Origin of the sequence: Gordonia sp. SCSIO 19800 (genome assembly GCF_018132775.1) — a bacterium.
GTDB classification, from domain to species: domain Bacteria; phylum Actinomycetota; class Actinomycetes; order Mycobacteriales; family Mycobacteriaceae; genus Gordonia; species Gordonia hongkongensis.
Genome location: NZ_JAGRQM010000039.1, coordinates 1 through 23,015, shown reverse-complemented (window position 1 = coordinate 23,015; position 23,015 = coordinate 1). Strand labels below are relative to the sequence as shown.

Below are 23,015 nucleotides of genomic sequence, written 5' to 3'. Positions count from 1 at the left end.
TCGCCTACAACGTCGCCGCCATCCCCCTCGCCGCACTCGGGTTGCTCAACCCCATGCTCGCCGGCGCCGCGATGGCCGAGAGGGCGCGTTACCCCCCCCGGGGGGCGCGGTTCGGGTTTGTTCGATCTTCGAATAACTGAGCACGGGTTTCATACACCGTCACTATGGCTGGATGTGGATCGCGCATAGCGTCGCTTGACGTCCGAATCCACCGAACCGGCCTTGCCGTTTGGATAGGTGACGGGCCGCGTAGCAGAGGCAGCTGCGGTCGTTGTGGTCGCGCCCTCCGCTCAATCTGACGTGGGGTCGCCGCAGATGAAGGTCTCTTCGTGTTCGCGGGACAGCCGAGCGGCCCTTTCGGCATCGCCCGCACCGAGCGCTTCGAGTATTACTTGGTGCTGTTCCGTGCTGGCACCCATGTCGAATCCTGGTGCCAATACGAGTTGAGCGGTTCGACCTTCGATCGACAGATGCTCCCACGTCGACAGCAGTGTGCTGTTGCCGGAGGCCGCGACGATGAGCCGATGGAATGCCATAGCGTGCGCGACCCATGCTCGACCGTTCGCGGCGACGGCGGCGGAGCGCATACCGTCGACTTCATCGGCAATGCGGTCCACCGCCATGCCGCGACCGGCTGCAAGTCGTGCTGCTGTCTCTTCCAGTGCTGCGCGCACCACTGACACCTCATCGAGCTCGTCCTGGTCGACCCGTCTGACTCGGCACCCGCGGTGGGCTTCGAAGACCACCAGGCCCATTCCGGCCAACTGCCGAAGAGCTTCACGGACGGGACCTTGGCTCACGCCGAGCTCACGAGCGATCCGCGTCTCGATCAACCGATCTCCTGGCGAGTACGTGCCATCGGCTATTCGTTCCCACAGCAGATCTTTGATCTGTTCGGGCAGACCGGTCACCGTGACGCCCTGCCCTGTCTTTGACCGAGCATCCGTCGACTCCGAGGGGACTTTCACATGTACGATCATAAATGATCGATCATTTATGCTCCACCGATAATTGAGAGGAGCCACCGATGAGTATTCGATTGGGCGATACAGCTCCGGATTTCACCGCCGCTACAACCACAGGAACGATCTCCTTCCACGAATGGCTGGGAGAATCGTGGGGAATGCTGTTCTCCCACCCCGGTGACTTCACGCCCGTATGCACAACCGAACTCGGTGCGGCAGCGCGGCTGAAACCTGAGTTCGACCGACGTGGAGTCAAGCTACTCGGCCTTTCTGTGGACTCGGTGAATTCGCATCTGGCATGGGAAGGCGATGTCGGTCAAACGCAAGGCACAGCAGTGAATTTCCCGATGATCGCAGACACCGATCGCGCAGTCTCCGAGCTCTACGACATGATTCACCCGAGCGCCAGCGCGGCGGCCACCGTACGTTCGGTGTTCGTCATCGCCCCGGACAAGTCGATACAGCTGATCCTCACTTACCCGATGTCCACCGGCCGCAACTTCACGGAAATTCTGCGCGCGATCGACAGCTTGCAACTGACCTACGGTCAGCCAGTGGCTACGCCCGCCGACTGGCAGCCGGGTCAAGACGTGATCATCGGACTGGGCGTTTCCGACGACGAGGCAACAACACGGTTCCCTGGATATCGAACCTTGAAGCCTTATCTGCGGTTGACCGCGCAGCCCTGACCAGGGCACCCGTTCACACTGTTACCCCCCGGGGTACAGTGAAGTGACTCACAGCTTCGTCGACGCGTCGGGTTGTCCGACCCAGCGGTGGTCAACAGTGGAAAGGCGTGAATCAGTGAATTCGTCGGACTGGGATGCTCGGTACAGCAGCGTCGAGCATCCGTGGGGGTCGGCCCCGGCGGCGGCACTGTCTGCGCGGTTTGCGGAGCTGACCCCTGGTCGGGCGGTCGATTTGGGGTGCGGGGACGGGCGCCACGCTCGATGGTTGGGCGACGCGGGGTGGACAGTGCACGCTGTCGATTTTTCTTCTGTGGCAATCGAACTCGCACGCAGCGGCGGGGAGGACCGGTCGATCGACTACACCGTCGCCGACGTCCGGGCCTGGGAGCCACCCGGCCCGGTGGATCTGGTGGCCATCGGCTTCCTGCATCTACCGGTCGACGAGTTGGTTGCCGTCCTTGCCGGTGCAGGAAGCTGGCTCGCACCGGGTGGACGGCTGTTGTATCTCGGTCATGCGCTCGAGAACTTCACTCACGGAGTCGGAGGCCCACCCGATCCGTCGATCCTGCCCGCCATCGACGACCTCGCCCGCGCCGCGAGCGGATTGCAGGTCCACGAGCTGGAACATCTGGTCCGCCCTGTCGGCGAAGGTCGGGCCATCGATGTTCTTCTCCATGCACAGCCGTGGGGCACCGCAGCTCACCGTGATCTGAAGAACGGAGCCTTCACGTGACCGATCATCCGACTCCCCTGCGTGTGGTGTTCGCCGTCAACACCACACCCACCGCCGTGGTGCGGGCGATCCACAACCTTCTCGATGCTGCGACCGAGCTGGTGACGATCGAAGTCGTGTGCTTCGGACCGGGCCTCGATGCGGCCCTGCGGTGTTCGGATATCTCATTGGAGATGCGGGCGTTGATCGATTCGGCCTCCATCACGGTGAAAGCATGCCGTAACAGTCTGGAGGGCAGAGGGCTCGGTGACGACGATCTGCTGATGGGTGTCGAAGTGGTTCTCGCTGCAGTGCTCCATCTCGCTCGCCGTCAGCGAGATGGGTGGTCACAGCTCTACACCTGACATCACATCCCCGCTCCAGTGTCGTAGGCACACCGTCTCAGAGAGTTCGGTTCTCGCGTTCACCGAGCTCGGAGGACTCGGCTGCGGTGTCGCGGTCTCGACCACGGACGATGCGTACCGTCAGGACTGCGATGATCACCAGCACTGCGATCAGGAGCACTGCGGTGTTCGGTACCGCGTCGGCCACGTCGCTGATCCAGACCTGCAGCGAGTACTGACTGTCGACCCCCATGACGCCGCCGAGGTTCGCTGTGCCCTCCGTGAGCAGGAACAGCACTCCGATACCGATGAAAAGCACCCCCGATATCAGAGACGTCGTGTGCGTTTTCAGCGGTCCTATGCTGATTTCCTTGCCGCGCAGCCACGTTCGTGATCCGAGCGAGAATCGGTCCCAGACCAGCGCCAGCACGAACAGGGGTATCACCATCCCCGCTGCGTAGAGTGCCATGAGCACTCCGCCGTATACGGCCTGACCGCCGGCGACGGCAACGGTCAGGACCGCGCCGAGCAGGGGTCCCGAGCAGAACCCTGCGAGCCCGTAGACCGCGCCGAGGGCGAACACCGATCCGGTGGAGGAGACGTCGATGCGCGCGGCTGCTCTCTGAGCGGACCCCAGCGCGAAGCCGCGACCGACGATGATCATCACTCCGAGGGCGATGATGACCACGCCGCCGATCATCGTGGTGACCTCGCGATACCGGGTGATCGCCGAGCCGATGGCACCGACTCCGGCACCGAGGGGCACCAAGACCGCTGCCAGCCCGAGGTAGAAGATCCCGGTGCGGCCGGCGAGCTTGCCGGCCCCGTCGAAGGCGTACGCGAAGAAGGAAGGAAGTAGCAGGGCCGAGCATGGACTGAGAAGTGCCAGCAGCCCGCCGAGAAATGCTCCGAGAAGTCCGATCTGCGACATCGTGGGCCGCCCTACGCGCCGGCTGCGGTGTCGATCAGATCGACGAATTCCGAGAACGGTTGCGCGCCCAGAACCGGATCACCGTTGACCGAGAACGCTGGAGTGGCCGGGATACCCAGCGACTGCGCTTCGGTGGAGTCGGCGGTGATCGCGGCATCGAATGCGGTGCCGGTGGCGGCGGCGGTGAACCGAGCTAAGTCCGGTACCCCGGCTTGTTGCGCGTAGCTTTGCAGCGTCTCCAGTGTCAGGTCCGCGTGACCGGTCTCGGGTGCATCGGCGTAGACGGCGCGGGTGAACTCCCAGAACTTGCCCTGGGCGGCGGCGGCGCGTCCGGCCCGGGCCGCATCGAATGATTGTTGCCCGAAAATGGGTAGATCTCGCCATTCGATGCGCAGGGTGCCGGTATCGACGTATCGATCGATCAGCTGCGGCTCGGTTTCCCGGCTGAACTGGGCGCAGAACGGACACCGGAAATCCGAGAAGGCGATCATCACCACCGGGGCGTCGACGTCGCCGAGGGCCATCGGATCATCGGGCTCGCGGTGCGCCAGATCGCCGAGCGGTCCCATCACCGGCGGGCCGCTCACGCTGCTCGACCCGGCGTCCGGTGCCGCCTCCGACTGCTCGCCGTCACCTGTCGTTCCGAGCACGAGAGCTCCCACGAGCACGGCCGCCACCACCACGGCGATGGCCAGGAGCACGATGTCTCGTCGGCGAGTGGAGCGAGATGTCGAAGTCATGCAATACCTTTCGGCAGTCGGCAATACTGGCAGCGATACCCATCTGGGTATACCCTCACAGTGTCACCCTACTCACACAACTACAACCCGTAGGAGATACTCGCTGATGACCGAGCCCGCCACGTCCGACCGCCTCGTCGTCGAAACCGCAGGCCGTTCCGATGACGAGGTGATCGCTCGGTACGGGCGTTGGGGGATACGGGCGGCACGCGGCACCGTCGCCGGTGCGGTCACGGTGTTGGTAGTGGGCATTCCCACCGACATCATCGACACGCCGGTCTTCGGCCGTGAGGTGCCGGTGCGGGCGTGGGAGCTTCCAGTTCTGCTGGCCACTGCCCTGTTGACCGCACTGTGGTTCGGGATCGACAAACCCGCGCGGGTCGAGCGGACCGGCACACCCGCCGCTCTCGGTGTCGTACTGACCTTCTTCGCCGTCGGGTGTCCGGTGTGCAACAAGCTGGTACTTCTCGCGCTCGGCACCTCGGGTGCACTGGGGTTGTGGGCACCGATACAACCCATCCTCGCCGGGGTGTCCCTGGCGATGCTGACGGCAGCGGTGATCGTCCGATGGCGCAAACGCGACTGCACCTCCGCGTCCTGCGCAGTATGACCGAGCACCTGCTCACCCGCGCACCGACCATCGCGTGACCGACACCCGAACCGATCGAAAGGAACCGAACGAACTATGACCGAATTGGCCATCGGTACCCGAGTGGACATGCCGTTCGAGGAAACTGTCGACGCAACCCGTGAGGCACTCGCCGAACAAGGGTTCGGAGTGCTCACCGAGATCGACATGCAGTCGACGTTGAAGAGCAAGATCGACGCCGACATCGAACGCTACGTCATTCTCGGCGCGTGCAATCCGCAGTTGGCGAAGGCTGCGATCGACACTGATCGGCAGGTGGGGTTGCTGCTGCCGTGCAACGTGGTGGTGCGAGCCGACGGCAGCAGCACCATCGTCGAAGCGATGAACCCCCAGGTGATGGTGGGGCTCTCGGATGCAGCGGGCCTGGCCGAGGTCGCCGACCGGGCCACAGCACTGCTGCAGAGCGCGATCATGGCACTCGGCGGAGACAGCACCACCACGTAGATGGGTGCGCACCGTATCGGCAGAGCGGCGGCGGCGATCGGGACCGTTGCACTGTGCGCCGTCGCGGTGGTGTCGGGATGCAGTTCCTCGCCTGCTCGAGAGGCCACGGGCACTGATCCGGCGGCGCACCCGTCGTCGCCGTCCGCGCCGCCCGCGGGCTTCGGAGACACGGCATTGTGGTCGATCCCGTTCTTGTCGCAGCCGAAGATCGTCAAGGACGGGTTCGTCGGAGTCGTCGACTCCTCGGACGCATCCGGTTCGCACCGGGTGCAGGTACTCGACGACACCGGCACACCACGGTTCGGCGTGGACGTACCCGCCGATCGCGACAAGTTCGCGGTGACCAGCACACACAACCGTGAGCTGTTGATCACCGAGGACATCGATGATCCCGGTTCGGGTGCACCGGCCACGATGACCGCCCGCGATACCCGCACCGGCGACCTCGTATGGGGTCCGGTCTCCACTGCAGGCTGCCTGACCGGGTCCGGGCTGCTGATCGACGCCGACTGCTCGCAGACAGCAAAGCCCGCGGCCGTGGCCGCCATCTCGGCAACCGACGGACACCGCACCGACCTGACGGGTGCGATCTCCGAATCCGGTGGATACGCGGTCACCGTCGACGGCGACACAGCGCGCATCGTGACCGCCGACACCGGCAACACCGCCTGGTCCACCGACACCCTCACCCCGCCCCCCGCAGCGATCCCCGGGACCGCACGATTCGTCGCCACCGCCGGCAATGCAGTGGTCGTGGCATGGACGATCCCGACCCGTCCCGAACCGATCCAGGCGGTCTATCGACTCTCCGATGCCGAGATCCGATGGATCAGCGGTAGCCGCAGTCCGATGGTGGTGACCGCCGACAGCAGTAGCGGGGCGACGATGATCACCACCGCAGACCTCACCGACGACGGCATCGCTGTCCTGTTCGAGCAATACGGCACCCGAGGTTTCACCGCCGATCAATTTCCCGGTGCCGACCGCTTCGCTCTGGTCGGCGGCGTCGTCTACGGCGCGTCGGACTCGGGGGTGACTGCCATCGATGCGACCTCCGGCCGCGTCACCGGTACATCACCGAGTGCCGCACCGACAGCAGTGACCTCGAACGGTGTCGCATTGGCCCAGAGCAGCGACGGGTACACCGCGTTCAAGGTGATCCCCCATTTCTGAGCTGCCCGCCCGCGCGCCCTGTTCAGGACGTCTTGGGTCGACCTCGAAGATCGACGGAGAACAGCGGGCCGAGCAGACACACGTTGATCACCCCGGTCAGAACGAAGACGCCGCCGATCACTCCCACCACGATGCCCCCGACACCGCCGAGTGCGACGGCGACCACGATCAGAGCGATTCCCACGACGATGCGCGGTGCGCGTCCGGCAGTACTGCGCATGAATTCGACGAACGACATGATGATTCCAGTTCTGTAGAGGGACTTTCACTGTTGGACGGGCGAGAACGCCGAAGTGGACCAATCCGCGGCTCCTCGCGCGAACAGCCCAGCCCCGACCTCGACAGCGCGGCATACGACGAGCGCTTCGCGCGCGATCTGATCGACCAGGGCACGACTCTTCGTCGCTTCGCAGCCGCGATAACACGATCACCGGCCGATACCGACGATCTGGTGCAGGACGTCCTCGAACGCGCGTGGCGCAACCGGAGAACGTTTCGATCCGAATCGGCGCTCTCGACGTGGCTGTATCGAATCGCGATCAATCGTGCCCGCGATGTGGCCGCACGCGCGGAGAATCAGCGCACCGAACCGTCGGGCACGGGCGACATCGATGGACCGATCAGCGACCTCGAGCATCCCGAGACGGTGGCGCAGGCGCTCAGCGATCGGTCCACGGTGCGAGCGGCGCTGGCGACGTTGACCGTCGAGGATCGAATGGTCCTGGCACTGCACGACGGCGAGGGCTGGACGGCGACACAGATCGGTGCGGTCGGCGCGCTCACCACCGCGGCGGTGTACAAGCGCATCCACCGCGCACGGGTGAAGCTGCTACGCGCCCTCGACAACGGTCCCGCACACCCGCGAAACGACTCCCAGGCGTGCCGGCGCACACTCGCCGCGGCATCGGACTACCTGGACGGGCGTCTCGATGTCGACGCCTCGGCCCGCATCGATACGCACCTGCGGCAGTGTCGCCGGTGCCCACCCATCGCACAGGCCCTGATCGGTATCAAGACCGCACTCGGCCTGCGGCCGTGGACCAGCGCGGTACCCGAACAGTTCGTCTGCGACGTCGCCCACTTGGGCGGACCCCGCCCACCGCGATGACCGATCATCCCCGACACCCAGAATCAGATACCCCATAGGGTATATTGGGAAGTGAATTATCGACCGAAGGAGAGACTCATGTGCAGGGCTGTCACGTGCAAGAAATGCGGAAAAACGACCTGGGCGGGATGTGGTCAACACGTCGATCAGGTGATGCGGGGCGTTCCGGCGTCCAATCGCTGCAAGGGGCACGACTCCGATCCGAAGTCACCGGGATTGTTCTCCCGCATGTTCTCCAAGAAGTAGATCGCGGTCCGCAGCCCTGATCCTGCCAGGGCTGCGACCCGAGTCACATTTCTTCGCGATCTCGGTTGTCGCGGTCCCGGTCTTCGTGGTCTCGCCTGTCGCGGCGTCGACCGGTCGGACCGTGCATGCGCAGGTCCGCATCGTAGTGAACGAACAGCCCCCACCCGATCAGGTGCAACACCACGACCACACTCGCCATCGCCGGCAAGCGGGGGCTCCGTCGCGGGACAATCGATGTCACGCAGGCACACTCACGTCGGCCACCGGCGCAGCCAGCCGTCCGGAGGGCAGTCGAGGGTAGTTGCGATCGACGTCTGCGACCCCGGATTTGCGCCGCCGCGGGGTGCGGGCGAGGTTGCTCGATCAGCAACGCCCGTTCCCGGAGGTATCGTCGCCGATGCTCGGACCGACCCCGACCAAGGTCAACGACCGACGATGATGAGGATCGACCCACACCGAGATAGTGGCACCGGTCACCAGTGCGCGGACGGTCGACCGTTCTGCACGCACATCGCACCGGTACGTTCCGGACCCGGGCACCGTCACTTCCAGTTCCACCCGTCGTGAATCGATGTCGATGCTCAGGACCACCGCCCACCCTTCGACGATGTCGTCCTCTCGCTCCGCCGCCGTGTCGCGGACCGGAGACACCGCTGCAGGATGCAGCGGTGTGCGGGCTGCGAACATCATCGCCGCCATCAGCAGCACCGCGAAGCCGGCCACCACGGCAGCGGTGACAGCGGTCGCCGACCCGGGTGAGAGTCGAGGGACGAGGAAGGTGAACACCAGTATCAGCGCGAGCACGTAGAACCCCATGGCGACCGCGATCGCGTACGACACTCGCCCCGGTACCAGGACAGCGGCACCTGTCGAGCGCAGTCTCCGCGTGCTCGTCACCGTCTGTCCTCTGGGGTCCCGCTGGCGGTGCCCTCTTCGACGCCGTCGGCGATGATTTCGGAGGGTGCCCGCACGTCGGCGGTGTGGCCCGTCAGCCCGACGTGGGCTTCGGTGCGCATGCGCTCGACCATGTGAGGGTAGTGCAGCTCGAACGCCGGCCGCTCGGAGCGAATCCGGGGTATTTCGGTGAAATTGTGGCGGGGCGGTGGGCAGGTGGTGGCCCATTCGAGAGAGTTGCCGTAGCCCCACGGATCGTCGACGGTGGCGACCTCGCCGTATCGGTAGGACTTGAACACGTTCCACACGAACGGCAGCGTGGACAGCCCGAGGATGAACGCTCCGATCGAGGAGATCAGGTTCAAGGTGGTGAATCCGTCGGAGGGCAGGTAGTCGGCGTATCGGCGCGGCATCCCTTCGTTGCCGAGCCAGTGCTGGACCAGGAACGTCATGTGGAACCCGACGAACGTCGTCCAGAAGTGCCACTTGCCGAGGCGTTCGTCGAGCATGCGTCCGGTGATCTTGGGAAACCAGAAGTACACCCCGGCGTAGGTGGCGAAGACGATGGTCCCGAACAGCACGTAGTGGAAGTGCGCCACCACGAAATAGGTGTCGGTGACGTGGAAATCGATCGGGGGGCTGGCCAGCAGCACACCGGTCAGTCCGCCGAACAGGAACGTGATCAGAAATCCGATGCTGAACAGCATCGGGGTTTCCAGGGTGACCTGTCCTCGCCACATGGTGCCGATCCAGTTGAACAACTTCACCCCGGTCGGCACGGCGATGAGGAAGGACATGAACGAAAAGAACGGCAGCAGAACAGCTCCGGTGGCGTACATGTGGTGCGCCCACACCGTGATCGAGAGCGCTGCGATGCCGAGGGTGGCGAAGATCAGACCCTTGTAGCCGAAGATGGGTTTGCGGCTGAAGACCGGAAAGATTTCGGAGACGATGCCGAAGAACGGGAGCGCGACGATGTAGACCTCGGGATGGCCGAAGAACCAGAACAGGTGCTGCCAGAGCACCGCTCCCCCGGTCGCCGGGTCGAACACGTGACCATCGAAGTGTCGATCGAAGGCCAGCCCGGCCAACGCGGCCGCGAAGGTCGGGAACGCCAGCAGTACCAGCACCGAGGTCACGAGCATGTTCCAGGTGAAGACCGGCATCCGGAACATAGTCATGCCGGGTGCGCGCAGGCACACCACGGTGGTGATGAAGTTGACCGCACCCAAGATCGTGCCCAAGCCGGACAGGATCAGGCCCAGTACCCACAGGTCGGCACCGACACCGGGGGAATGCAGTGCGCTCGTCAGCGGCGTATAGGCGGTCCACCCGAAGTCCGCGGCACCTCCCGGGGTGATGAACCCGGCGAGCACGATCAGCGATCCGAAGACATACAGCCAGTACGCGAACGCGTTGAGTCGCGGGAACGCGACGTCGGGTGCCCCGATCTGCAGCGGCAGAATGTAATTGGCGAATCCGTATGCGACAGGGACGGCGTAGAGCAGCAGCATGATCGTGCCGTGCATGGTGAAGAGCTGGTTGTACTGTTCGTTGGACAGGAACTGCAACCCCGGTACGGCGAGTTCGGTGCGCATGAGCAGCGCCATCAACCCGCCGATGAGGAAGAGCCCGAACGAGGTGACCAGATACATCTTGCCGATCGTCTTGTGATCGGTGGTGGTCACCAGCTGGAACAGCGTCGAGCCCTTCGGCTCGTGACGCATCGGATACGGCCTGGCCGCCTCAGGGCGGGGAATCAGTGCGGTCATCGACGATCTCCTCGATCCAGGTGTGCGATGCGCCGCATTTGCGTGCGCAGAAATAGGCTGTGATGCACAACGATGTGCGTTACAGGGCCATGGAGGCCTGGACGGTGACGTAGACGGCCACGGCGAGCAACAGGGCGGCGAAGCTACGGGTGAGTGTGGTGGCAGTGACTTTGTCGCTGATGACTTTTCCTGCGAACGAGCCTGCAATTGCCGCGAGGGTGAACGGTACGACAATCTCCCACGGGATGGCGGCACCCGTGCCGAGGCGTTCGATGAAGGCCCCCGCGCTGGTGATGGAGATGATCACCAGTGACGTTCCGACCGCGACGGGCATCGAGTAGCCCAGTGCCAGAACCAGAGCGGGGACGATGAGGAAGCCGCCACCCACTCCCAGAAAACCCGTGAGGAAGCCGACGACGAGCGCGGAGGCGACCAGCTTGACTACCTGCGACGCGGTGATCTTCACTTTTGCGGGCTTGGTGGCGACCGCGACGGCGCTCGGGCGTGTTCCCGGGGTCTCGGCCGGGTTCGGTGTCGGCAGGTCCGTATCGTGTCCGCGCCTGGTGCGGCGCAGCATCGCGCCGGCGGCGACGATCATCAGTGCCGCGAACGCGAGCAGCAAGATCTGCGGGTCGACCGATCGGTTGAGGATCGATCCACCGAAGGCGGTGACCGAGCCCAGGATTCCGAACACTGCCGCTGCCCGCCACCGAACGTGCAGTGCTCGCGCATGGCTGACGGCCGCGATGATCGAGGTGATTCCGACGATGATCAGCGAGGCGCTCGTTGCCGATTGCGGTTCGACCGCCAGGAGATACACCAGGGCAGGAACAGTCAGTATCGATCCCCCACCACCGAGTGCGCCGAGGGAGAGCCCGATGAGAATCCCTGCGGCGACTGCGATCGCGAGGGTGGCGATCATGTCAGATCACTGCGCCGGGGGTGCCGTCATCGCGGACCACAGGGCGGCCGTCTTCGTGCCACGCTTTCATTCCGCCCGACAGATTGTGCGCTGTGCGACCGGCATCAGTGAGGGCCGCGACAGCTTTGCTCGACCGAGCGCCCGAGCGGCACACCACGACCAATTTCTGATCAGGAGGGTAGGCAGCAGGATCGAGATCGCCGAGGCGTACATGGACGGCGTCCGGGGCGTGGCCGGCTGCCCATTCGTCGTCCTCGCGGACATCGATCAGGATGGCTCCTGATTCGGCGATCAGTGCGTGTGCGGCGGCCGGATCGGCTTCCGGTGGTGCTTCAGTCATGAACAACGCTCCTTGGATCAGTGGGTGCTTACAGGGCGTGCAGCGGCGTGGCCGGCACGAAGCGATAGCCCTCGCTCGGTGAGAACGTGGCCGAGACGGTGAACCGATCTCCTCGAATCACTGTGTGCCGCAACTCCACCGGCCGGGAATTCATGCAGCCCAAGCGGCGGATCGACAGCGCGGCGGTCTTCGAATCGAGTTCGAGTGCTGCCGCATCCTCCGGATCCGGGACGACGGCAGTGACGTCCTCGCGGCCACCGGTCAGGCGGATGCCGCAGCGTTTCTCGAGCTCGATGTACAGAGCCGTGTGAGTGAAGTCCGCATCCAGGAGGTCGCGTGCCAGATCCCCCGGCAACCAGGCATAGTCGAGCGCCAACGGCATGGTCCCTGCCATACGGATGCGCTCCAGGTAGAGCAGCGGAGCCTTGGGACCGACCTGCAAGGTAGCGGCCACCGCGGGGTCGGTCCGCAGTTCGAGTGCACGCACCACGCTGTGCTGAGCAACACCCGTGGCTTCCACAGCAGCGAAGAGACTGTAGAGCGCACCGAGTGGCTGCTCGATCACCGGCGGAGCCGCCAACCGAGAAGGCCGGCCACGCTCTGCAATCAGGATTCCTTCGTTCCGCAGGTGCCGCAGGGCCTCGCGGGTGGTGTGACGGCTGACGCCGTAGCTCGTCGTCAACGCATGCTCGCCCGGGAACTCGGAGCCGGCGAATTCGTCGTCACCGATTCGGCGGACCAGATCGGCATGCAGTTGCGCCCACAGCGGCATCGCACTGGAGCGGTCGAGCGCGGCACTGCGATCTGGTTCAACCATCAGAGGCCCTCCTGTCGATCTGTGTCGGAATCCGAATTCGAGCCGCCTGCTGCTGACCCTCGGGGCCACTGTACAACAAATGTACGTACATCCGTACGGACGGCGGTGATGCTCCCTACGCGTCGAAGCGATGTCGACCGAGGATCTCGGGGACCGCAGCTCCCCCGTCCCCCGACGGACCATCCGTCGGCGTCGTCGACACGCAACGAGACGACCCTCGCATCGAGAAAAGTTCTCGCCGAGCACGAACGAGCTCCTGGTGGAGATCGCGCCGAACCTGGCGAATCCGTCGGCGCAGCGACGCGGCATCACCTCGCTTCCCAGTCGGGTACCGGATCGGGAGTGTCGCCCCGGGGTCTGCTCTACCGCAGGTGGCAACGAGCCGACAGGGCGAGCACAGGACCGAACCGGCGGCGGACAGCACGACCGCCCCCGATTCGGGCGTGTTCGATCAGACTGTTTCGAGCTTGCGCTCGGCCCAGGCGGCGTAACTGCCCTCGAGTTCGACAACTCGGTAGCCGGCGCGGCGCAGGGCGCTGGCTGCGACCGCGTTACGGACGCCACTCTGGCAATAGGTCACGATCGGTCCGCCCGTGGGCAGTCCGTCGAGGTTCCACAGCAATCGGCCGCCGCTGAGCTGTTCGGAGCCAGGTATGTGGCCGTCGGCGTGTTCGGTTTTGTTGCGCACGTCCAGCACCATTGCCGAGTCGAACGAATCCAGCTCGTCCGCACCGATTGTCTCGGGTGTCGTCATGGGGAGTCCTCGTAGACTTGTGACGTACCCGGTCACCGTATCGATGCCGACCCGCAGCAGGTGATCACGGAGCTCGTCGGCGACAGTGCGGTCCTCGGCGAGCACCACCAGTGGAGTGTCCTCTCGCTCGGGGTCGTAGACCCAGGCACCGAACGAGGCTGCCTTGCCGATGCCGGGGATGTTGAGCGCTCCGGGGACAGCGCCGCCGTGCACCTCATCGTGGCCGCGGGTGTCGAGGAGGACGACCTCGTCGGAGTCGAGAGCGCGTGCCAAGTCTGCGGAGTCGTACTCGTGCAGCGGAGAGAGTGGCCCGAGAACGACCGGGCCCTGCTTGTTCTGACGCTTCATCCGGCCGAAATAGGCGTGTGCATCCGGTTGGCCGTCGAGCATCTCATCGACGAAGCCCTGCTCGTCGTCGCGCTCGACATACCCGGCCCACCAAGCGAAACGGCGTTCGTAGCCGACGCTGGTCGACGGGAGCGCGCCGAGAGCTTTTCCGCAGGCACTGCCCGAACCGTGACCCGGAAAGACCTGGATATGGTCCGGCTGCGTGACAAACGATCGCTTCAGGCTGCGGAAGATCTGTTTGGCACCCTCGAACCGGGTGTCGACACCGTCTGCAGCTTCGTCGAGTAGGTCCGGTCGGCCGAGATCGCCGGCAAAGACGAAGTCGCCCGTCAACATGTATCCCGGAGCATCGGCGAAGGCACCGTCGGTCACCAGGAACGAGAGGTGCTCCGGGGTATGACCGGGCGTGTGAACGGCTTGCACGGTGATGTTACCCAGAGCCAGCGTGTCACCATCGTGGAGGCGTTCGGCCTCGAAGCCGTACTGCCAGTCGTCGCCGCCCTCTCCTGAGACGTAGGTGACCGCCCCGGTGGCCTCGGCTAGCTCGCGAGTGCCGGACAGGTAGTCGGCATGGATGTGGGTCTCGGTCACGGCGGTGATGGTCATGCCATGCCGAGCGGCCAGGTCCAGATACACACCGATGTCGCGGCGGGCGTCGACCACCACTGCCTCCCCCTTGGCCTGACAGCCGATGAAGTATCCGGCTTGGGCGAGGTCTTCGTCGTAGATGCGTTCGAGAAGCATCGAAATCTCCTTGTCGATCGTGGCGGCGTTCGTACAGGTGTCAAGATTCATGGTACCCCGTGGGGTATTTTCAAGAGGTCCTGTGCGGCGAGGCGCACGCTCCCGATCTCACGGGGTGGAGGTGGATTGGGTCGGCATACCAACGAACACCCAGGGGCGTGGGAACCGGCCGATCCAGCGAGGCGCGACGACTCACAGCGGCACCGCAGCGGTTGCCGACCATCACGTCCTCCTCAGTCGTCCGGCACTCGCCGACTCGGGATGGACGAGGAAACTTCATTCGTCCCGAGTGTGGCGTTTGCCGGAATCGGCGACTAGCCTCATCCATAATGTACGTACATCCGGACGATCAATCAAGGAGAGGGCAACGTACACCTCGGCACGTGTCCTTGCACCACCTGCTCGAACGCCGGAATGACCTTCCAGCACGACTGCTGTGGATGCAGTGCACCTGGCCTCAGTGACCACCAATGTCGTGACCACTCAGCTCGCGCCACACCGACGTCGAGCTGAACCACCCCGGCACCAACCGAAATCGAGACAGCTCACCGAGCTCGTGTCTCGAACAGGAGGACCACATGTCCGCGCACACCATCGACCACAAAGTCGCGATCATCGGCGGAGGCAACGCCGGTATTTCGCTCGCGGCACGTCTGCGGCGAGCAGGAATGACCGACATCGGCATCATCGAGCCGGCAGAGACCCACTATTACCAACCTTTGTGGACGCTCGTCGGTGGAGGCCGCGCCCCGGCCGCGGAAAGTGCGCGTAGCGAGGCGTCGGTGATGCCCCAGGGCGTCGGCTGGATCAAGGATCGCGCCGAGGGGGTCGACCCGGATGCCCAGACGGTCAGCACCTCCTCGGGAACTACGATCCATTACGACCACCTGGTGGTGTGCCCCGGCATCCAGCTCGACTGGGATTCGGTGCCCGGCATGGCCGAATCGATCGACACCCCGCAGGTCTCGAGCAACTACCGCTACGATCTCGCGCCCAAGACGTGGCAGATGATTCAGAAGATGCGGTCGGGCACCGCAGTGTTCACGATGCCGTCCGGCCCCATCAAATGCGCGGGTGCCCCGCAGAAGATCGCGTACCTCGCGGCCGACTACTGGCGAGAGCAGGGCGTGCTCGACGCCATCCGAGTTGTCCTCGTCCTGCCCACACCCGGAATGTTCGGGGTACCGGTGTTCGCCGAGGAGCTCGAACGAGTCGTGGCGCGCTACGGCATCGAGGTGCGCAAGAACAGCGAAGTCACCGCCGTCGACCCGGACGGCCGATCGGTGACGATCACTGATAACAGCGCAGGTACCACCGACGAGCTACCCTACGACCTGCTCCACGTCGTACCGCGCCAATCCGCACCGGACTGGATCAAGGCCAGCCCCATAGCGGACCCCGAGAATCCAGCCGGATACGTCCAGATCGACAAGAACACACTGCGACACAACAGGTTCGACAACATCTTCGCCCTCGGTGACGCCGGATCGTCACCGAACTCCAAGACCGGTGCCGCCATCCGCAAGCAAGCACCCGTGGTTGCCGAGAACCTGCAGGCGAGCATCGCCGGCCGTCCACTGACCGCACAGTACGGCGGGTACGCCTCCTGCCCCTTGACCACCTCTCGCAAGACGATGCTTCTGGCCGAGTTCGACTACACGATGCAGCCGGCTCCCTCGATACCGCTGATCGACACCACCCGCGAACGCCGCGACATGTGGTTCCTCAAGAGACGCGGACTGCCGGCGTTGTATTGGAATGCCATTCTCACCGGCCGAGCGTGAACGGTCGACCGCCGCACAGTTACGACCGCGAGGGCGACCTGAGCCACTACCGGTCGGTGTTCGAGGCCATCGAACGACGCGTGATACCGGAGGTGGTGATCACCCGGCTCACCCCGTATCTGTTCGTTCTGGTGTCGGCGGCCGTGCTCGGAATGGCGCTTCCGCACACCGGCGGCGCACACGGGTACGACGTTCTTCTGCGCACCGAAAGCGCCGACGCGGAGTCAGCGGGCGTGTTGGCGACGCTGTTCACCGCATTCACTCTCACGTTCACCGTCGTAGCGGCCTCGATCGCGCGACTGGTTCGGCGGTTTCGGTGGGCTGCTCTGGCTTTGGCGGGCAACGGTGTCACCACGGTGTTCGGTGTGCTTGCGATCTGGGCGCGTCAGTCACTGGCACCGACCGCGACGGTGGCAGGTCCATCGATCGGACTGTATCTGGGTGCGGTGGCCGCGTTGCTCTCCACTGTTCTCTGGGCACGTGTGGTGTTCACCCGCCCGGACGGGCAGCCCGGTCCAGCGCGCAGGAGCTGACACGTCGCGGGCCCGATCACCCCACCTCGAACCGAATACCCTGCCTCGCTCCGATCACCCCCGTGCATCGATGCGGGGGTGATCGGACCGTTGTCAGGCGAGGGCGAGAAACAGCTTCTCGAGCTCGGCCTCGGTCATCTTCTCGCCCGTCTCCGCGCCCGTGATGCACTCACGGAGTCCGGTGGCCACGATCTTGAAGCCCGCCCGATCGAGAGCCTTCGATACCGCGGCCAGCTGGGTGACGACATCCTTGCAGTCCCGACCGCTCTCGATCATGGCAATCACTCCTGCAAGCTGACCCTGCGCACGCCGCAGACGGTTCAATACCAATGCGATGCTTTCGGTGTCACCGGTCATGTCGTTCAGTCCTTCGTTCGATGAAACTCCAGTTTACCCCTAGGGGTAAGAGTGGTCGTGGTGGCCGACACCGGACGGTATCGGCCACCACTGTGTTGCTCGAGATTGCTGACACTCAGCTGTGCGAGAAGCCGATCTTGGGTAGTACTGCTCGTAACCACGTGGGTGACCACCATGCGGCGTGGCCGGTCAACCGCAACAACACCGGCAGCAGAACCAGGCGGATGAGTATCGCGTCCAGCAGTACGGCGACGCCGAGGATGATTCCCATCTCCTTGGGTGGCAGTGGTTCGGCGAGCGCGAACGAGAAGAACACCGCGATCATCACCGCGGCAGCCGCGAAGATAACCCGACCCGAATGCGCCATTCCGTCGACCTGAGAACCGTGCGGATCACCGGTGTTCTCGTAGTGTTCCTTGACGCTCGACAGCAGAAACACCGTGTAGTCCATCGCGATTGCGAAGATCATCGCGAAGAAGAACACCGGTCCCCAGCCGTTCAGGAATCCTTGCGGGGTGAATCCGAGTAGCGACGAGCCGTGACCGTCCTGGAAGATCAGCTTCGCCACACCGAAGGCCGCTCCGGTGGACAGCAGGCTGACCACGGTCCCCAGCAGGGCGATCAGCGGTGCCTGCAGTGCGATCAGCAGCAGCAGGAATCCGAGTACGAGGATCACCGACACCACGATCGGCAGATACTCGTTCAACGCGGTCTGCAGGTCCAGGTTCTCCGCGGGTGCACCGCCGACGATCGCTCCCTCGGGCAGCTCGGCACGCAACGCGTCGAGTGTGGTCTCGAGTGCGGGGTCCGACGGGTCCACGTTCGGGATGGCCTGCAGCATGACGAAGTCGGATCCGTCCATGGCGGGCATGGGCGGCGTCACCATCGATACGCCGTCGACGCTCGCTGCGATCTGTGCGGTCTGCTCCGCCTCCGATGTGGGGGCGATGATCTGCAGCATTCCTGGTGCACCTTCACCCATCTGCGCCTGCACCAGTTCGTAGCCCTGCCGGACCGGAGCGTCCTCGGGCACAACCGAAATGGACGGCATGGCGACCTTCAGGCCCAGTGCCGGAATCGACAGCGCCACCAGAATCAACAGCGAGCCGATGGCGAACGGCCACGGATGCTTGTGCAGCAGCTGACCCCAGGACGCGAATTTCGGCGAACGGTGCACCTGTCGCTTCGCGTACGGGAGGGACCCGGCATTGACCTTGGCTCCGAGTTTGCCCAGAACTGCGGGGAGCAGTGTGAGGGTGGCCGCGAGGACGAACACCACCGCGAGCATGATGCCCACCGCCATCGTGCGCACAGCAGGTGCCGGTACCAGAAGCACGGCAGACAAGCTGATCAGCACGGTCAGACCGGACAGCAGGACTGCTTTGCCTGCCGTGTCCATCGTTTCTGCCACTGCACGCTGCGGGTCGATCCGTCCGGCGTCGATGGTCTTACGGAGCGCATCCCGGAATCGAACGACGAGGAAGAGCGCGTAGTCGATACCGAGCGCCAGCGCGAACATCATCGCAAAGTTCATGGCCCACACCGAGATCGGCGTGATTTCGTTCAGCAGAACCAAGCCACCCGCAGATGCCACCAGACCGGCCAGCGTCAACAGCAGGGGCAGACCTGCCGCGACGAGCGATCCGAACGCAAGCACCATGATCGCCAATGTGACCGGCCAGGAGATGATTTCGGCCTTGATCATCGCGTCGTGGTTGGCCTTGTTGAAGTCACTCCACAGCGCCGATGCTCCGGTCGGGTAGACCTCGATCGAGTCCGTGGAGGCTGCGGTCAAGTCACCCTTGAGATCGTCGACGGCCTTCACCATCTCGTCGGTCGTCCCGTTCGCTCCACCGATGAGGATTCCGGTGTGCCCGTCGGGGCTGATCGACATCCCCGGTTGCGGGGGGATCACCTCGGAAATCCGCGAGTCAGCGGCCAGAATGTCGGTGACCTCGGAAATGACAGCCGCAACAGCGGGATCCGTCACCTGCTCGGTGTCCGAGTGCACCACAACCTGTATCGCGGCAGAAGAGTTCCCGCCGAAGTGCTCCTGTGCGAGTTCGCGAACCTGGACCGACTCCGATCCATTGGCCTGCCAACCGGCACCGGCGAGAGAGCCGAACACCGACGGGGCAAACGCTCCCAATCCGATGATCACCACGAGCCACGCGGTCACCACCCACTTGAAATTGCCTGCCATGCGCGCACCGAAGCGCGCCAACGGCCCCCCGGTGATCCCTGGCGGCGAGCTGTCTGCAGAACTCTCGTCGGTTCGAACGTCCGTAGAACTCACATCATGTCCTTACTGGTCGGGATGATGGAGAAACCGTAACACAGTACCCCCAGGGGTATGGTGATACCATTCCTTCTACCCCCTAGGGTATGCACGAACGACCGCACCACACGCAGAGAAGCGAGGCTCTACCGCATGTCATGCACCGACACTCTCACCGGCCCCGGCGGACCGAGTATCGAACGCGCAGTCCCCGCGCTGGCGGGCACCATGATCCTCGCCAGCCTCGCCGCCGGTTCCCTTCACGACCGCCGCTGGCATGCCCTGACAGCATTCGTCGGCGGGAATCTGCTGCTGTACTCGGCAGTCGGATGGTGCCCGGCCAGCTTGGCAATGCGGCGGCTGGGGATGCGCCAGAGCACAATGACGCCGACCCGGTGAACCGCGACAGGACCCGCCCTACGCCGTGGCAGTGGGTCAGCTACGCCTTCGGCCGCACTCTTCCCTCGACCATGACGGACTGGGTGGCCAACGATCTGACGGGTGATCACGCCGTCGTTCGGCACCTGATTCGCGGCCAGGTTCCGTTTCTTCCCATCTACGCCGTGTTCATGTTCTTTCCGGGTGAGCTGTGGCTGCGTGGTTCCATGGTGCTTCTCGCGGTCCTGCTCTCGGTGTTCTTCACCGCCTCGTACATGGAAGAGAATCGGCAACGCCGCCTCGTACGGCACATGCTGCCGCGCGATCTGACGAACTCCCGCAAAGCGCAGGAATCGGAACTGGTCAAGAAGCGTTATCTCGCGGCGCACCCCGAGCCCGGGGCCTCACGCACCGCCGCGGCACCCATCGCTCCCGGCCGAGAGCACTGAGCGATGGTCGTCGATCCAACGCACCGTCTCGCCCGGTGGCAGCGATTCTGGGACAAGCAAGCGGCCGGTTACGACAAACACATGACCTTTCTCGACCGAGTCCTCTTCCGCGACACCAGGTCCTGGATCTGCAGTCGCGCCCGAGGCAAGGTTCTCGAGGTCGCAGTGGGAACTGGACTCAATCTCGAGCACTACCCGGCAGGGACGTCGTTGACCGGAATCGAGCTGAGCCCGGACATGCTCGCGCAGGCGCATACTCGGGCCGCCGGCGTCAGACCCGACGCTCGCCTAGCTCTCGGGGACGCTCACGCTCTGGATTTTCCCGATGCATCTTTCGACACCGTGGTGTGCACGTTCTCGCTCTGCGCCATCCCCTCCACGGACATCGCGCTCGCGGAAATGTCGCGAGTGCTGCGTCCAGGTGGAACGTTGCTCCTCGCCGATCACGTCGCCTCGTCGATCCGGCCGGTTCGATGGATCCGCTCCGCGTCGTCGAGTGCGGTGAGCGGTCGAACCGACTCCCGCAGGTGCCCCACATCCTCGATGGACGACTCGGTGGGTTCGTCGCTGCTTCCTGTCGATGCGGTCATCGCCTCACCATTCCTCGATGTCGCTGAAGACAGGCGTTGCGGTGCCGCCGTCCGCTCGAGGCTCCACCGGCGGGTGGATCGCCGGGATCGGTGCACACGCGGCGTCGCCGGTGAGATGCGTGCGGCGGGCACGGTTGCGCCGGGCTTTGCGGGTGGCTTTCTGCGAGCGGTCGGTGACCTCGCGCATCTGCTCGATCATCGAAAACAGTGCGCTCTCATCGACGTTCGACCGACCTTGTTCGCGGAGACGGGCGATAGCAGCTCTGTGCTCCCACAGTGTCACCGCGGGATGTGACATCGTCCGGTACGGCACCTCGACATAGCCGGCACCGTCTGGTTCGAGGACCCAGATTCTGCTCAAATCGCGTGGGTCACGTCGTATCACGAACCGCCCCAGGTCCTCTCGCCGCGCAACCCACGGTTTGAGCGCGTTCGAGAAGTAGTGCACGTGATCGAGAACGAAGCCCGTGCGCGTCAGACGTCGCCGGATGACGGGAAGAAAGTCCACCAGGAACGCGGTTTCGCCGAGCACCACACGAGGGGCGTGACCAACTGCGGCGACCTCGCCGGCCCACACGGCGGCCGGAGTGTTCCCGATCCCTGTGTGAACGCTCACGTGATACGCGGCTATGGCCAGGACCAGCCAGCGCTCCAACTCACGCAATGTCAACGCCGCGTGCTTGTCCGAGTCGTAACTTCCTCGGTCCGCTGGGTTCGAGAAGGTGGTCCCAGGCAGCTCGTGCACCGCCGTCATCGCCGTTCCGATGATGCGTTCGACGATCCCGCCGTAGTGCGGTCGGCCCGGAGGACGGTATTCGAGTGTGATGGCGTGCTGGGCGCATCCGCGGCGCAGCGCTTCGCTTTTGAACTCGGAGGCGTTGTCGAGATACAACTGTTTCGGCTTCCCTGCCATCGGCCACTGCACCTGCTCCGCGAGCTTGCACGCCTCCAGCCATGTCTGCTTCTCGCAGCAGACGCGTTCCAGGCACAACCCGACCGATATCGACGACGGCGGCTCCAGAGTGACGACGAACCCGAGTACGGAACGGCTGAAGACATCAATGGCGATCGTCAGGTAGGGGCGGCCGATCGGTTGCCGCTCGTACTCGTCAACGACCATCAGATCAACGACGGTGTGGTCGATCTGGACCTGATCGAGAATCCCGGAAACCGTCGGTGGACTGTCGCCGGCGGACTGACGTGGGCGGGCGGCATCGGGTCCTCCACGTGACCTGGCCACCGATGCCGGATGGAGCGCGGCGATACGCGCGGTGACGGTATTTCTGGCCGGCACTGGCAGACCCGCGCGGTGGCACGCCAGTGCTATACGTCGGTGCAGCGCAGCGACACTCAGCTTCTGGCGGTGAAGAAAATAGCGGGTAAGATGATCGCCGATCACTTCCTCGACCTCAGCCGTCACTCGGCTGCGGCCACGCCCTCCCGACGAGACCTTCGTCAGAAGATCGGTGACTGTCCCCGTCCCGTTCCTGAGCCTGCCGACCAACGTGTAGACCTGCCGCCTGGACAATCCCAACCGTTGCGCGGCATCGTCGACCGCTTCCGAACGCACCGGATGCATCTCCAGCAAGGGAGCCAGGACAGCGAAACGGGCCTCAGCCTGAGACCACCGCTCCCCCGACGCTGTCAGCACACCGGTCTCCACGACGTCGAGCTTGTCGGGGTCCATCACAAGCCTCCCTGTCACCGAGAGCCGAGCGTGCGACCGTGCACCGCACTTCTGACATCAGAATGTCAGAAGACACGTGCACTCACCCTCGAAACGCCTGCAACGAGTGCAGCCGTCTTCTGAAGTTGACAACTGCTGTACCGAAAGGGCACATCTCATGAGCACATCGACAGTGATCGTCTCCGGAATGACGTGTGGGCACTGCGCGGCGTCGGTGCGTGAAGAAGTCGGCGCACTGGCCGGCGTAACTGACGTCGACGTCGACGTGGCCAGCGGGCGAGTCACCATCTCTAGTGGTGTGTCTCGGTTTTAGCTAACTCCTTGTTCGAGTGCGGCGCGGGCGCGGGCGACCTTGGCCAGGATCGAC

Annotated in this window: 26 protein-coding genes and 1 pseudogene; 13 read left to right on the top strand and 14 right to left on the bottom strand. The window is 64.4% G+C overall.

All coding sequences use genetic code 11. From position 1 onward, the window contains the following. Positions 1 to 290: 290 nt before the first annotated feature. On the bottom strand, positions 291 to 911 hold the full coding sequence (locus KB201_RS24150) for a GntR family transcriptional regulator (protein ID WP_175404390.1): 621 nt from the start codon (positions 909 to 911) through the stop codon (positions 291 to 293). Between the two features lie 116 nt (positions 912 to 1,027). Between KB201_RS24150 and KB201_RS24145 the strand changes: the two genes are divergently transcribed. From KB201_RS24145 to KB201_RS24135, 3 genes are read left to right on the top strand one after another with little or no spacing between them, the layout of a single operon-like run. Then, a complete protein-coding gene (locus tag KB201_RS24145) occupies positions 1,028 to 1,654 on the top strand; it encodes a peroxiredoxin (RefSeq protein WP_058253881.1) in 627 nt (208 codons plus the stop codon). 43 nt (positions 1,655 to 1,697) lie between these two features. Beyond that, the gene (locus tag KB201_RS24140; RefSeq protein ID WP_307814812.1) at positions 1,698 to 2,387 is read left to right on the top strand and encodes a class I SAM-dependent methyltransferase; all 690 of its coding nucleotides are present in this window, start codon (positions 1,698 to 1,700) and stop codon (positions 2,385 to 2,387) included. Further along, positions 2,384 to 2,731 carry a DsrE family protein gene (locus KB201_RS24135; RefSeq protein WP_058253879.1) on the top strand — a complete coding sequence of 116 codons (348 nt, stop codon included), beginning with the start codon at positions 2,384 to 2,386 and terminating at the stop codon, positions 2,729 to 2,731. The genes KB201_RS24140 and KB201_RS24135 overlap by 4 nt, the downstream gene beginning before the upstream one ends. A 37-nt stretch (positions 2,732 to 2,768) precedes the next feature. On the opposite strand, the gene KB201_RS24130 is transcribed toward KB201_RS24135, so the two are convergent. Both KB201_RS24130 and KB201_RS24125 read right to left on the bottom strand, forming a co-directional pair. Beyond that, positions 2,769 to 3,641, bottom strand: a complete 873-nt coding sequence (locus KB201_RS24130) for a cytochrome c biogenesis CcdA family protein (RefSeq protein ID WP_058253878.1) — start codon at positions 3,639 to 3,641, stop codon at positions 2,769 to 2,771. 11 nt (positions 3,642 to 3,652) lie between these two features. Further along, positions 3,653 to 4,381: a thioredoxin domain-containing protein gene (locus KB201_RS24125; RefSeq protein WP_058253877.1), complete on the bottom strand. Its 729-nt coding sequence runs from the start codon at positions 4,379 to 4,381 to the stop codon at positions 3,653 to 3,655. 106 nt (positions 4,382 to 4,487) lie between these two features. Here KB201_RS24125 and KB201_RS24120 point away from each other — a divergent pair, with 106 nt between their 5' ends. From KB201_RS24120 to KB201_RS24110, 3 genes are all read left to right on the top strand, one after another. After that, entirely contained in the window at positions 4,488 to 4,991 is a 504-nt protein-coding gene (locus KB201_RS24120; protein ID WP_058253876.1) for a hypothetical protein, read from the top strand. Positions 4,992 to 5,066: 75 nt separating this feature from the next. After that, the gene (locus KB201_RS24115) at positions 5,067 to 5,474 is read left to right on the top strand and encodes a DUF302 domain-containing protein (protein ID WP_058253875.1); all 408 of its coding nucleotides are present in this window, start codon (positions 5,067 to 5,069) and stop codon (positions 5,472 to 5,474) included. Continuing rightward, the gene (locus KB201_RS24110; RefSeq protein ID WP_058253874.1) at positions 5,475 to 6,647 is read left to right on the top strand and encodes a hypothetical protein; all 1,173 of its coding nucleotides are present in this window, start codon (positions 5,475 to 5,477) and stop codon (positions 6,645 to 6,647) included. Between the two features lie 22 nt (positions 6,648 to 6,669). Here KB201_RS24110 and KB201_RS24105 read toward each other — a convergent pair whose 3' ends face one another. Beyond that, entirely contained in the window at positions 6,670 to 6,885 is a 216-nt protein-coding gene (locus KB201_RS24105; protein ID WP_058253873.1) for a YgaP-like transmembrane domain, read from the bottom strand. Between the two features lie 33 nt (positions 6,886 to 6,918). Here KB201_RS24105 and KB201_RS24100 point away from each other — a divergent pair, with 33 nt between their 5' ends. Further along, positions 6,919 to 7,755 carry a sigma-70 family RNA polymerase sigma factor gene (locus KB201_RS24100; RefSeq protein WP_240199324.1) on the top strand — a complete coding sequence of 279 codons (837 nt, stop codon included), beginning with the start codon at positions 6,919 to 6,921 and terminating at the stop codon, positions 7,753 to 7,755. A gap of 609 nt (positions 7,756 to 8,364) precedes the next feature. Here KB201_RS24100 and KB201_RS24095 read toward each other — a convergent pair. The 6 genes from KB201_RS24095 to KB201_RS24070 all read right to left on the bottom strand — a co-directional run bounded on the left by KB201_RS24095 (position 8,365) and on the right by KB201_RS24070 (position 14,592). Beyond that, positions 8,365 to 8,898, bottom strand: coding sequence for a hypothetical protein (locus tag KB201_RS24095; RefSeq protein WP_058253872.1), 534 nt, complete (start codon positions 8,896 to 8,898; stop codon positions 8,365 to 8,367). Further along, positions 8,895 to 10,667 carry a cytochrome c oxidase subunit I gene (gene ctaD / locus KB201_RS24090; RefSeq protein WP_058253871.1) on the bottom strand — a complete coding sequence of 591 codons (1,773 nt, stop codon included), beginning with the start codon at positions 10,665 to 10,667 and terminating at the stop codon, positions 8,895 to 8,897. Before ctaD ends, KB201_RS24095 begins: the two co-directional genes overlap by 4 nt. A gap of 79 nt (positions 10,668 to 10,746) precedes the next feature. Next, on the bottom strand, positions 10,747 to 11,589 hold the full coding sequence (locus KB201_RS24085) for a sulfite exporter TauE/SafE family protein (RefSeq protein WP_058253870.1): 843 nt from the start codon (positions 11,587 to 11,589) through the stop codon (positions 10,747 to 10,749). Between the two features lies 1 nt (position 11,590). Continuing rightward, entirely contained in the window at positions 11,591 to 11,929 is a 339-nt protein-coding gene (locus KB201_RS24080; RefSeq protein ID WP_082653028.1) for a rhodanese-like domain-containing protein, read from the bottom strand. Positions 11,930 to 11,957: 28 nt separating this feature from the next. Further along, the gene (locus KB201_RS24075; protein ID WP_231742692.1) at positions 11,958 to 12,701 is read right to left on the bottom strand and encodes a GntR family transcriptional regulator; all 744 of its coding nucleotides are present in this window, start codon (positions 12,699 to 12,701) and stop codon (positions 11,958 to 11,960) included. Between the two features lie 496 nt (positions 12,702 to 13,197). Further along, complete coding sequence (locus KB201_RS24070; RefSeq protein ID WP_058253883.1) at positions 13,198 to 14,592, bottom strand: rhodanese-like domain-containing protein; 1,395 nt, start codon at positions 14,590 to 14,592, stop codon at positions 13,198 to 13,200. Between the two features lie 578 nt (positions 14,593 to 15,170). Here KB201_RS24070 and KB201_RS24065 point away from each other — a divergent pair. Both KB201_RS24065 and KB201_RS24060 read left to right on the top strand, forming a co-directional pair. Continuing rightward, on the top strand, positions 15,171 to 16,376 hold the full coding sequence (locus tag KB201_RS24065) for an FAD/NAD(P)-binding oxidoreductase (RefSeq protein WP_058253867.1): 1,206 nt from the start codon (positions 15,171 to 15,173) through the stop codon (positions 16,374 to 16,376). Beyond that, entirely contained in the window at positions 16,373 to 16,909 is a 537-nt protein-coding gene (locus KB201_RS24060; protein WP_211540843.1) for a hypothetical protein, read from the top strand. The genes KB201_RS24065 and KB201_RS24060 overlap by 4 nt, the downstream gene beginning before the upstream one ends. Positions 16,910 to 17,002: 93 nt before the next feature. On the opposite strand, the gene KB201_RS24055 is transcribed toward KB201_RS24060, so the two are convergent. Continuing rightward, positions 17,003 to 17,266: a metal-sensitive transcriptional regulator gene (locus KB201_RS24055; protein ID WP_058253865.1), complete on the bottom strand. Its 264-nt coding sequence runs from the start codon at positions 17,264 to 17,266 to the stop codon at positions 17,003 to 17,005. Between the two features lie 115 nt (positions 17,267 to 17,381). After that, the gene (locus tag KB201_RS24050) at positions 17,382 to 19,469 is read right to left on the bottom strand and encodes an MMPL family transporter (RefSeq protein ID WP_058253864.1); all 2,088 of its coding nucleotides are present in this window, start codon (positions 19,467 to 19,469) and stop codon (positions 17,382 to 17,384) included. 150 nt (positions 19,470 to 19,619) lie between these two features. Here KB201_RS24050 and KB201_RS24045 point away from each other — a divergent pair, with 150 nt between their 5' ends. From KB201_RS24045 to KB201_RS24035, 3 genes and pseudogenes are all read left to right on the top strand, one after another. Continuing rightward, positions 19,620 to 19,943, top strand: a complete 324-nt coding sequence (locus KB201_RS24045; protein WP_374100852.1) for a DUF2892 domain-containing protein — start codon at positions 19,620 to 19,622, stop codon at positions 19,941 to 19,943. Beyond that, positions 19,874 to 20,371: a DUF5313 family protein gene (locus KB201_RS24040; protein WP_231742688.1), complete on the top strand. Its 498-nt coding sequence runs from the start codon at positions 19,874 to 19,876 to the stop codon at positions 20,369 to 20,371. Before KB201_RS24045 ends, KB201_RS24040 begins: the two co-directional genes overlap by 70 nt. A gap of 3 nt (positions 20,372 to 20,374) precedes the next feature. Further along, a pseudogene (locus tag KB201_RS24035) lies at positions 20,375 to 20,800 on the top strand (class I SAM-dependent methyltransferase); the annotation flags it as partial. A 14-nt stretch (positions 20,801 to 20,814) separates the two neighbouring features. Here KB201_RS24035 and KB201_RS24030 read toward each other — a convergent pair. After that, positions 20,815 to 20,961 carry a hypothetical protein gene (locus tag KB201_RS24030; protein WP_175404389.1) on the bottom strand — a complete coding sequence of 49 codons (147 nt, stop codon included), beginning with the start codon at positions 20,959 to 20,961 and terminating at the stop codon, positions 20,815 to 20,817. 4 nt (positions 20,962 to 20,965) lie between these two features. Further along, a complete protein-coding gene (locus tag KB201_RS24025) occupies positions 20,966 to 22,648 on the bottom strand; it encodes a Mu transposase C-terminal domain-containing protein (RefSeq protein WP_058253861.1) in 1,683 nt (560 codons plus the stop codon). Between the two features lie 157 nt (positions 22,649 to 22,805). Here KB201_RS24025 and KB201_RS24020 point away from each other — a divergent pair, with 157 nt between their 5' ends. Continuing rightward, a complete protein-coding gene (locus tag KB201_RS24020) occupies positions 22,806 to 22,961 on the top strand; it encodes a heavy-metal-associated domain-containing protein (RefSeq protein WP_211540841.1) in 156 nt (51 codons plus the stop codon). The last annotated feature ends 54 nt before the right edge of the window (positions 22,962 to 23,015 follow it).

What these genes read in the sequence shown, in the direction of transcription:
- ctaD (WP_058253871.1), bottom strand. Translation starts at nt 10,667, where the DNA reads ATGACCGCACTGATTCCCCGCCCTGAGGCGGCCAGGCCGTATCCGATG.
- KB201_RS24105 (WP_058253873.1), bottom strand. Translation starts at nt 6,885, where the DNA reads ATGTCGTTCGTCGAATTCATGCGCAGTACTGCCGGACGCGCACCGCGC.
- KB201_RS24120 (WP_058253876.1), top strand. Translation starts at nt 4,488, where the DNA reads ATGACCGAGCCCGCCACGTCCGACCGCCTCGTCGTCGAAACCGCAGGC.
- KB201_RS24080 (WP_082653028.1), bottom strand. Translation starts at nt 11,929, where the DNA reads ATGACTGAAGCACCACCGGAAGCCGATCCGGCCGCCGCACACGCACTG.
- KB201_RS24085 (WP_058253870.1), bottom strand. Translation starts at nt 11,589, where the DNA reads ATGATCGCCACCCTCGCGATCGCAGTCGCCGCAGGGATTCTCATCGGG.
- KB201_RS24070 (WP_058253883.1), bottom strand. Translation starts at nt 14,592, where the DNA reads ATGCTTCTCGAACGCATCTACGACGAAGACCTCGCCCAAGCCGGATAC.
- KB201_RS24030 (WP_175404389.1), bottom strand. Translation starts at nt 20,961, where the DNA reads ATGACCGCATCGACAGGAAGCAGCGACGAACCCACCGAGTCGTCCATC.
- KB201_RS24125 (WP_058253877.1), bottom strand. Translation starts at nt 4,381, where the DNA reads ATGACTTCGACATCTCGCTCCACTCGCCGACGAGACATCGTGCTCCTG.
- KB201_RS24050 (WP_058253864.1), bottom strand. Translation starts at nt 19,469, where the DNA reads ATGGCAGGCAATTTCAAGTGGGTGGTGACCGCGTGGCTCGTGGTGATC.
- KB201_RS24075 (WP_231742692.1), bottom strand. Translation starts at nt 12,701, where the DNA reads ATGCCGCTGTGGGCGCAACTGCATGCCGATCTGGTCCGCCGAATCGGT.
- KB201_RS24055 (WP_058253865.1), bottom strand. Translation starts at nt 17,266, where the DNA reads ATGACCGGTGACACCGAAAGCATCGCATTGGTATTGAACCGTCTGCGG.
- KB201_RS24130 (WP_058253878.1), bottom strand. Translation starts at nt 3,641, where the DNA reads ATGTCGCAGATCGGACTTCTCGGAGCATTTCTCGGCGGGCTGCTGGCA.
- KB201_RS24145 (WP_058253881.1), top strand. Translation starts at nt 1,028, where the DNA reads ATGAGTATTCGATTGGGCGATACAGCTCCGGATTTCACCGCCGCTACA.
- KB201_RS24020 (WP_211540841.1), top strand. Translation starts at nt 22,806, where the DNA reads ATGAGCACATCGACAGTGATCGTCTCCGGAATGACGTGTGGGCACTGC.
- KB201_RS24065 (WP_058253867.1), top strand. Translation starts at nt 15,171, where the DNA reads ATGTCCGCGCACACCATCGACCACAAAGTCGCGATCATCGGCGGAGGC.
- KB201_RS24110 (WP_058253874.1), top strand. Translation starts at nt 5,475, where the DNA reads ATGGGTGCGCACCGTATCGGCAGAGCGGCGGCGGCGATCGGGACCGTT.
- KB201_RS24025 (WP_058253861.1), bottom strand. Translation starts at nt 22,648, where the DNA reads ATGGACCCCGACAAGCTCGACGTCGTGGAGACCGGTGTGCTGACAGCG.
- KB201_RS24115 (WP_058253875.1), top strand. Translation starts at nt 5,067, where the DNA reads ATGACCGAATTGGCCATCGGTACCCGAGTGGACATGCCGTTCGAGGAA.
- KB201_RS24045 (WP_374100852.1), top strand. Translation starts at nt 19,620, where the DNA reads ATGGTGATACCATTCCTTCTACCCCCTAGGGTATGCACGAACGACCGC.
- KB201_RS24040 (WP_231742688.1), top strand. Translation starts at nt 19,874, where the DNA reads ATGGTGCCCGGCCAGCTTGGCAATGCGGCGGCTGGGGATGCGCCAGAG.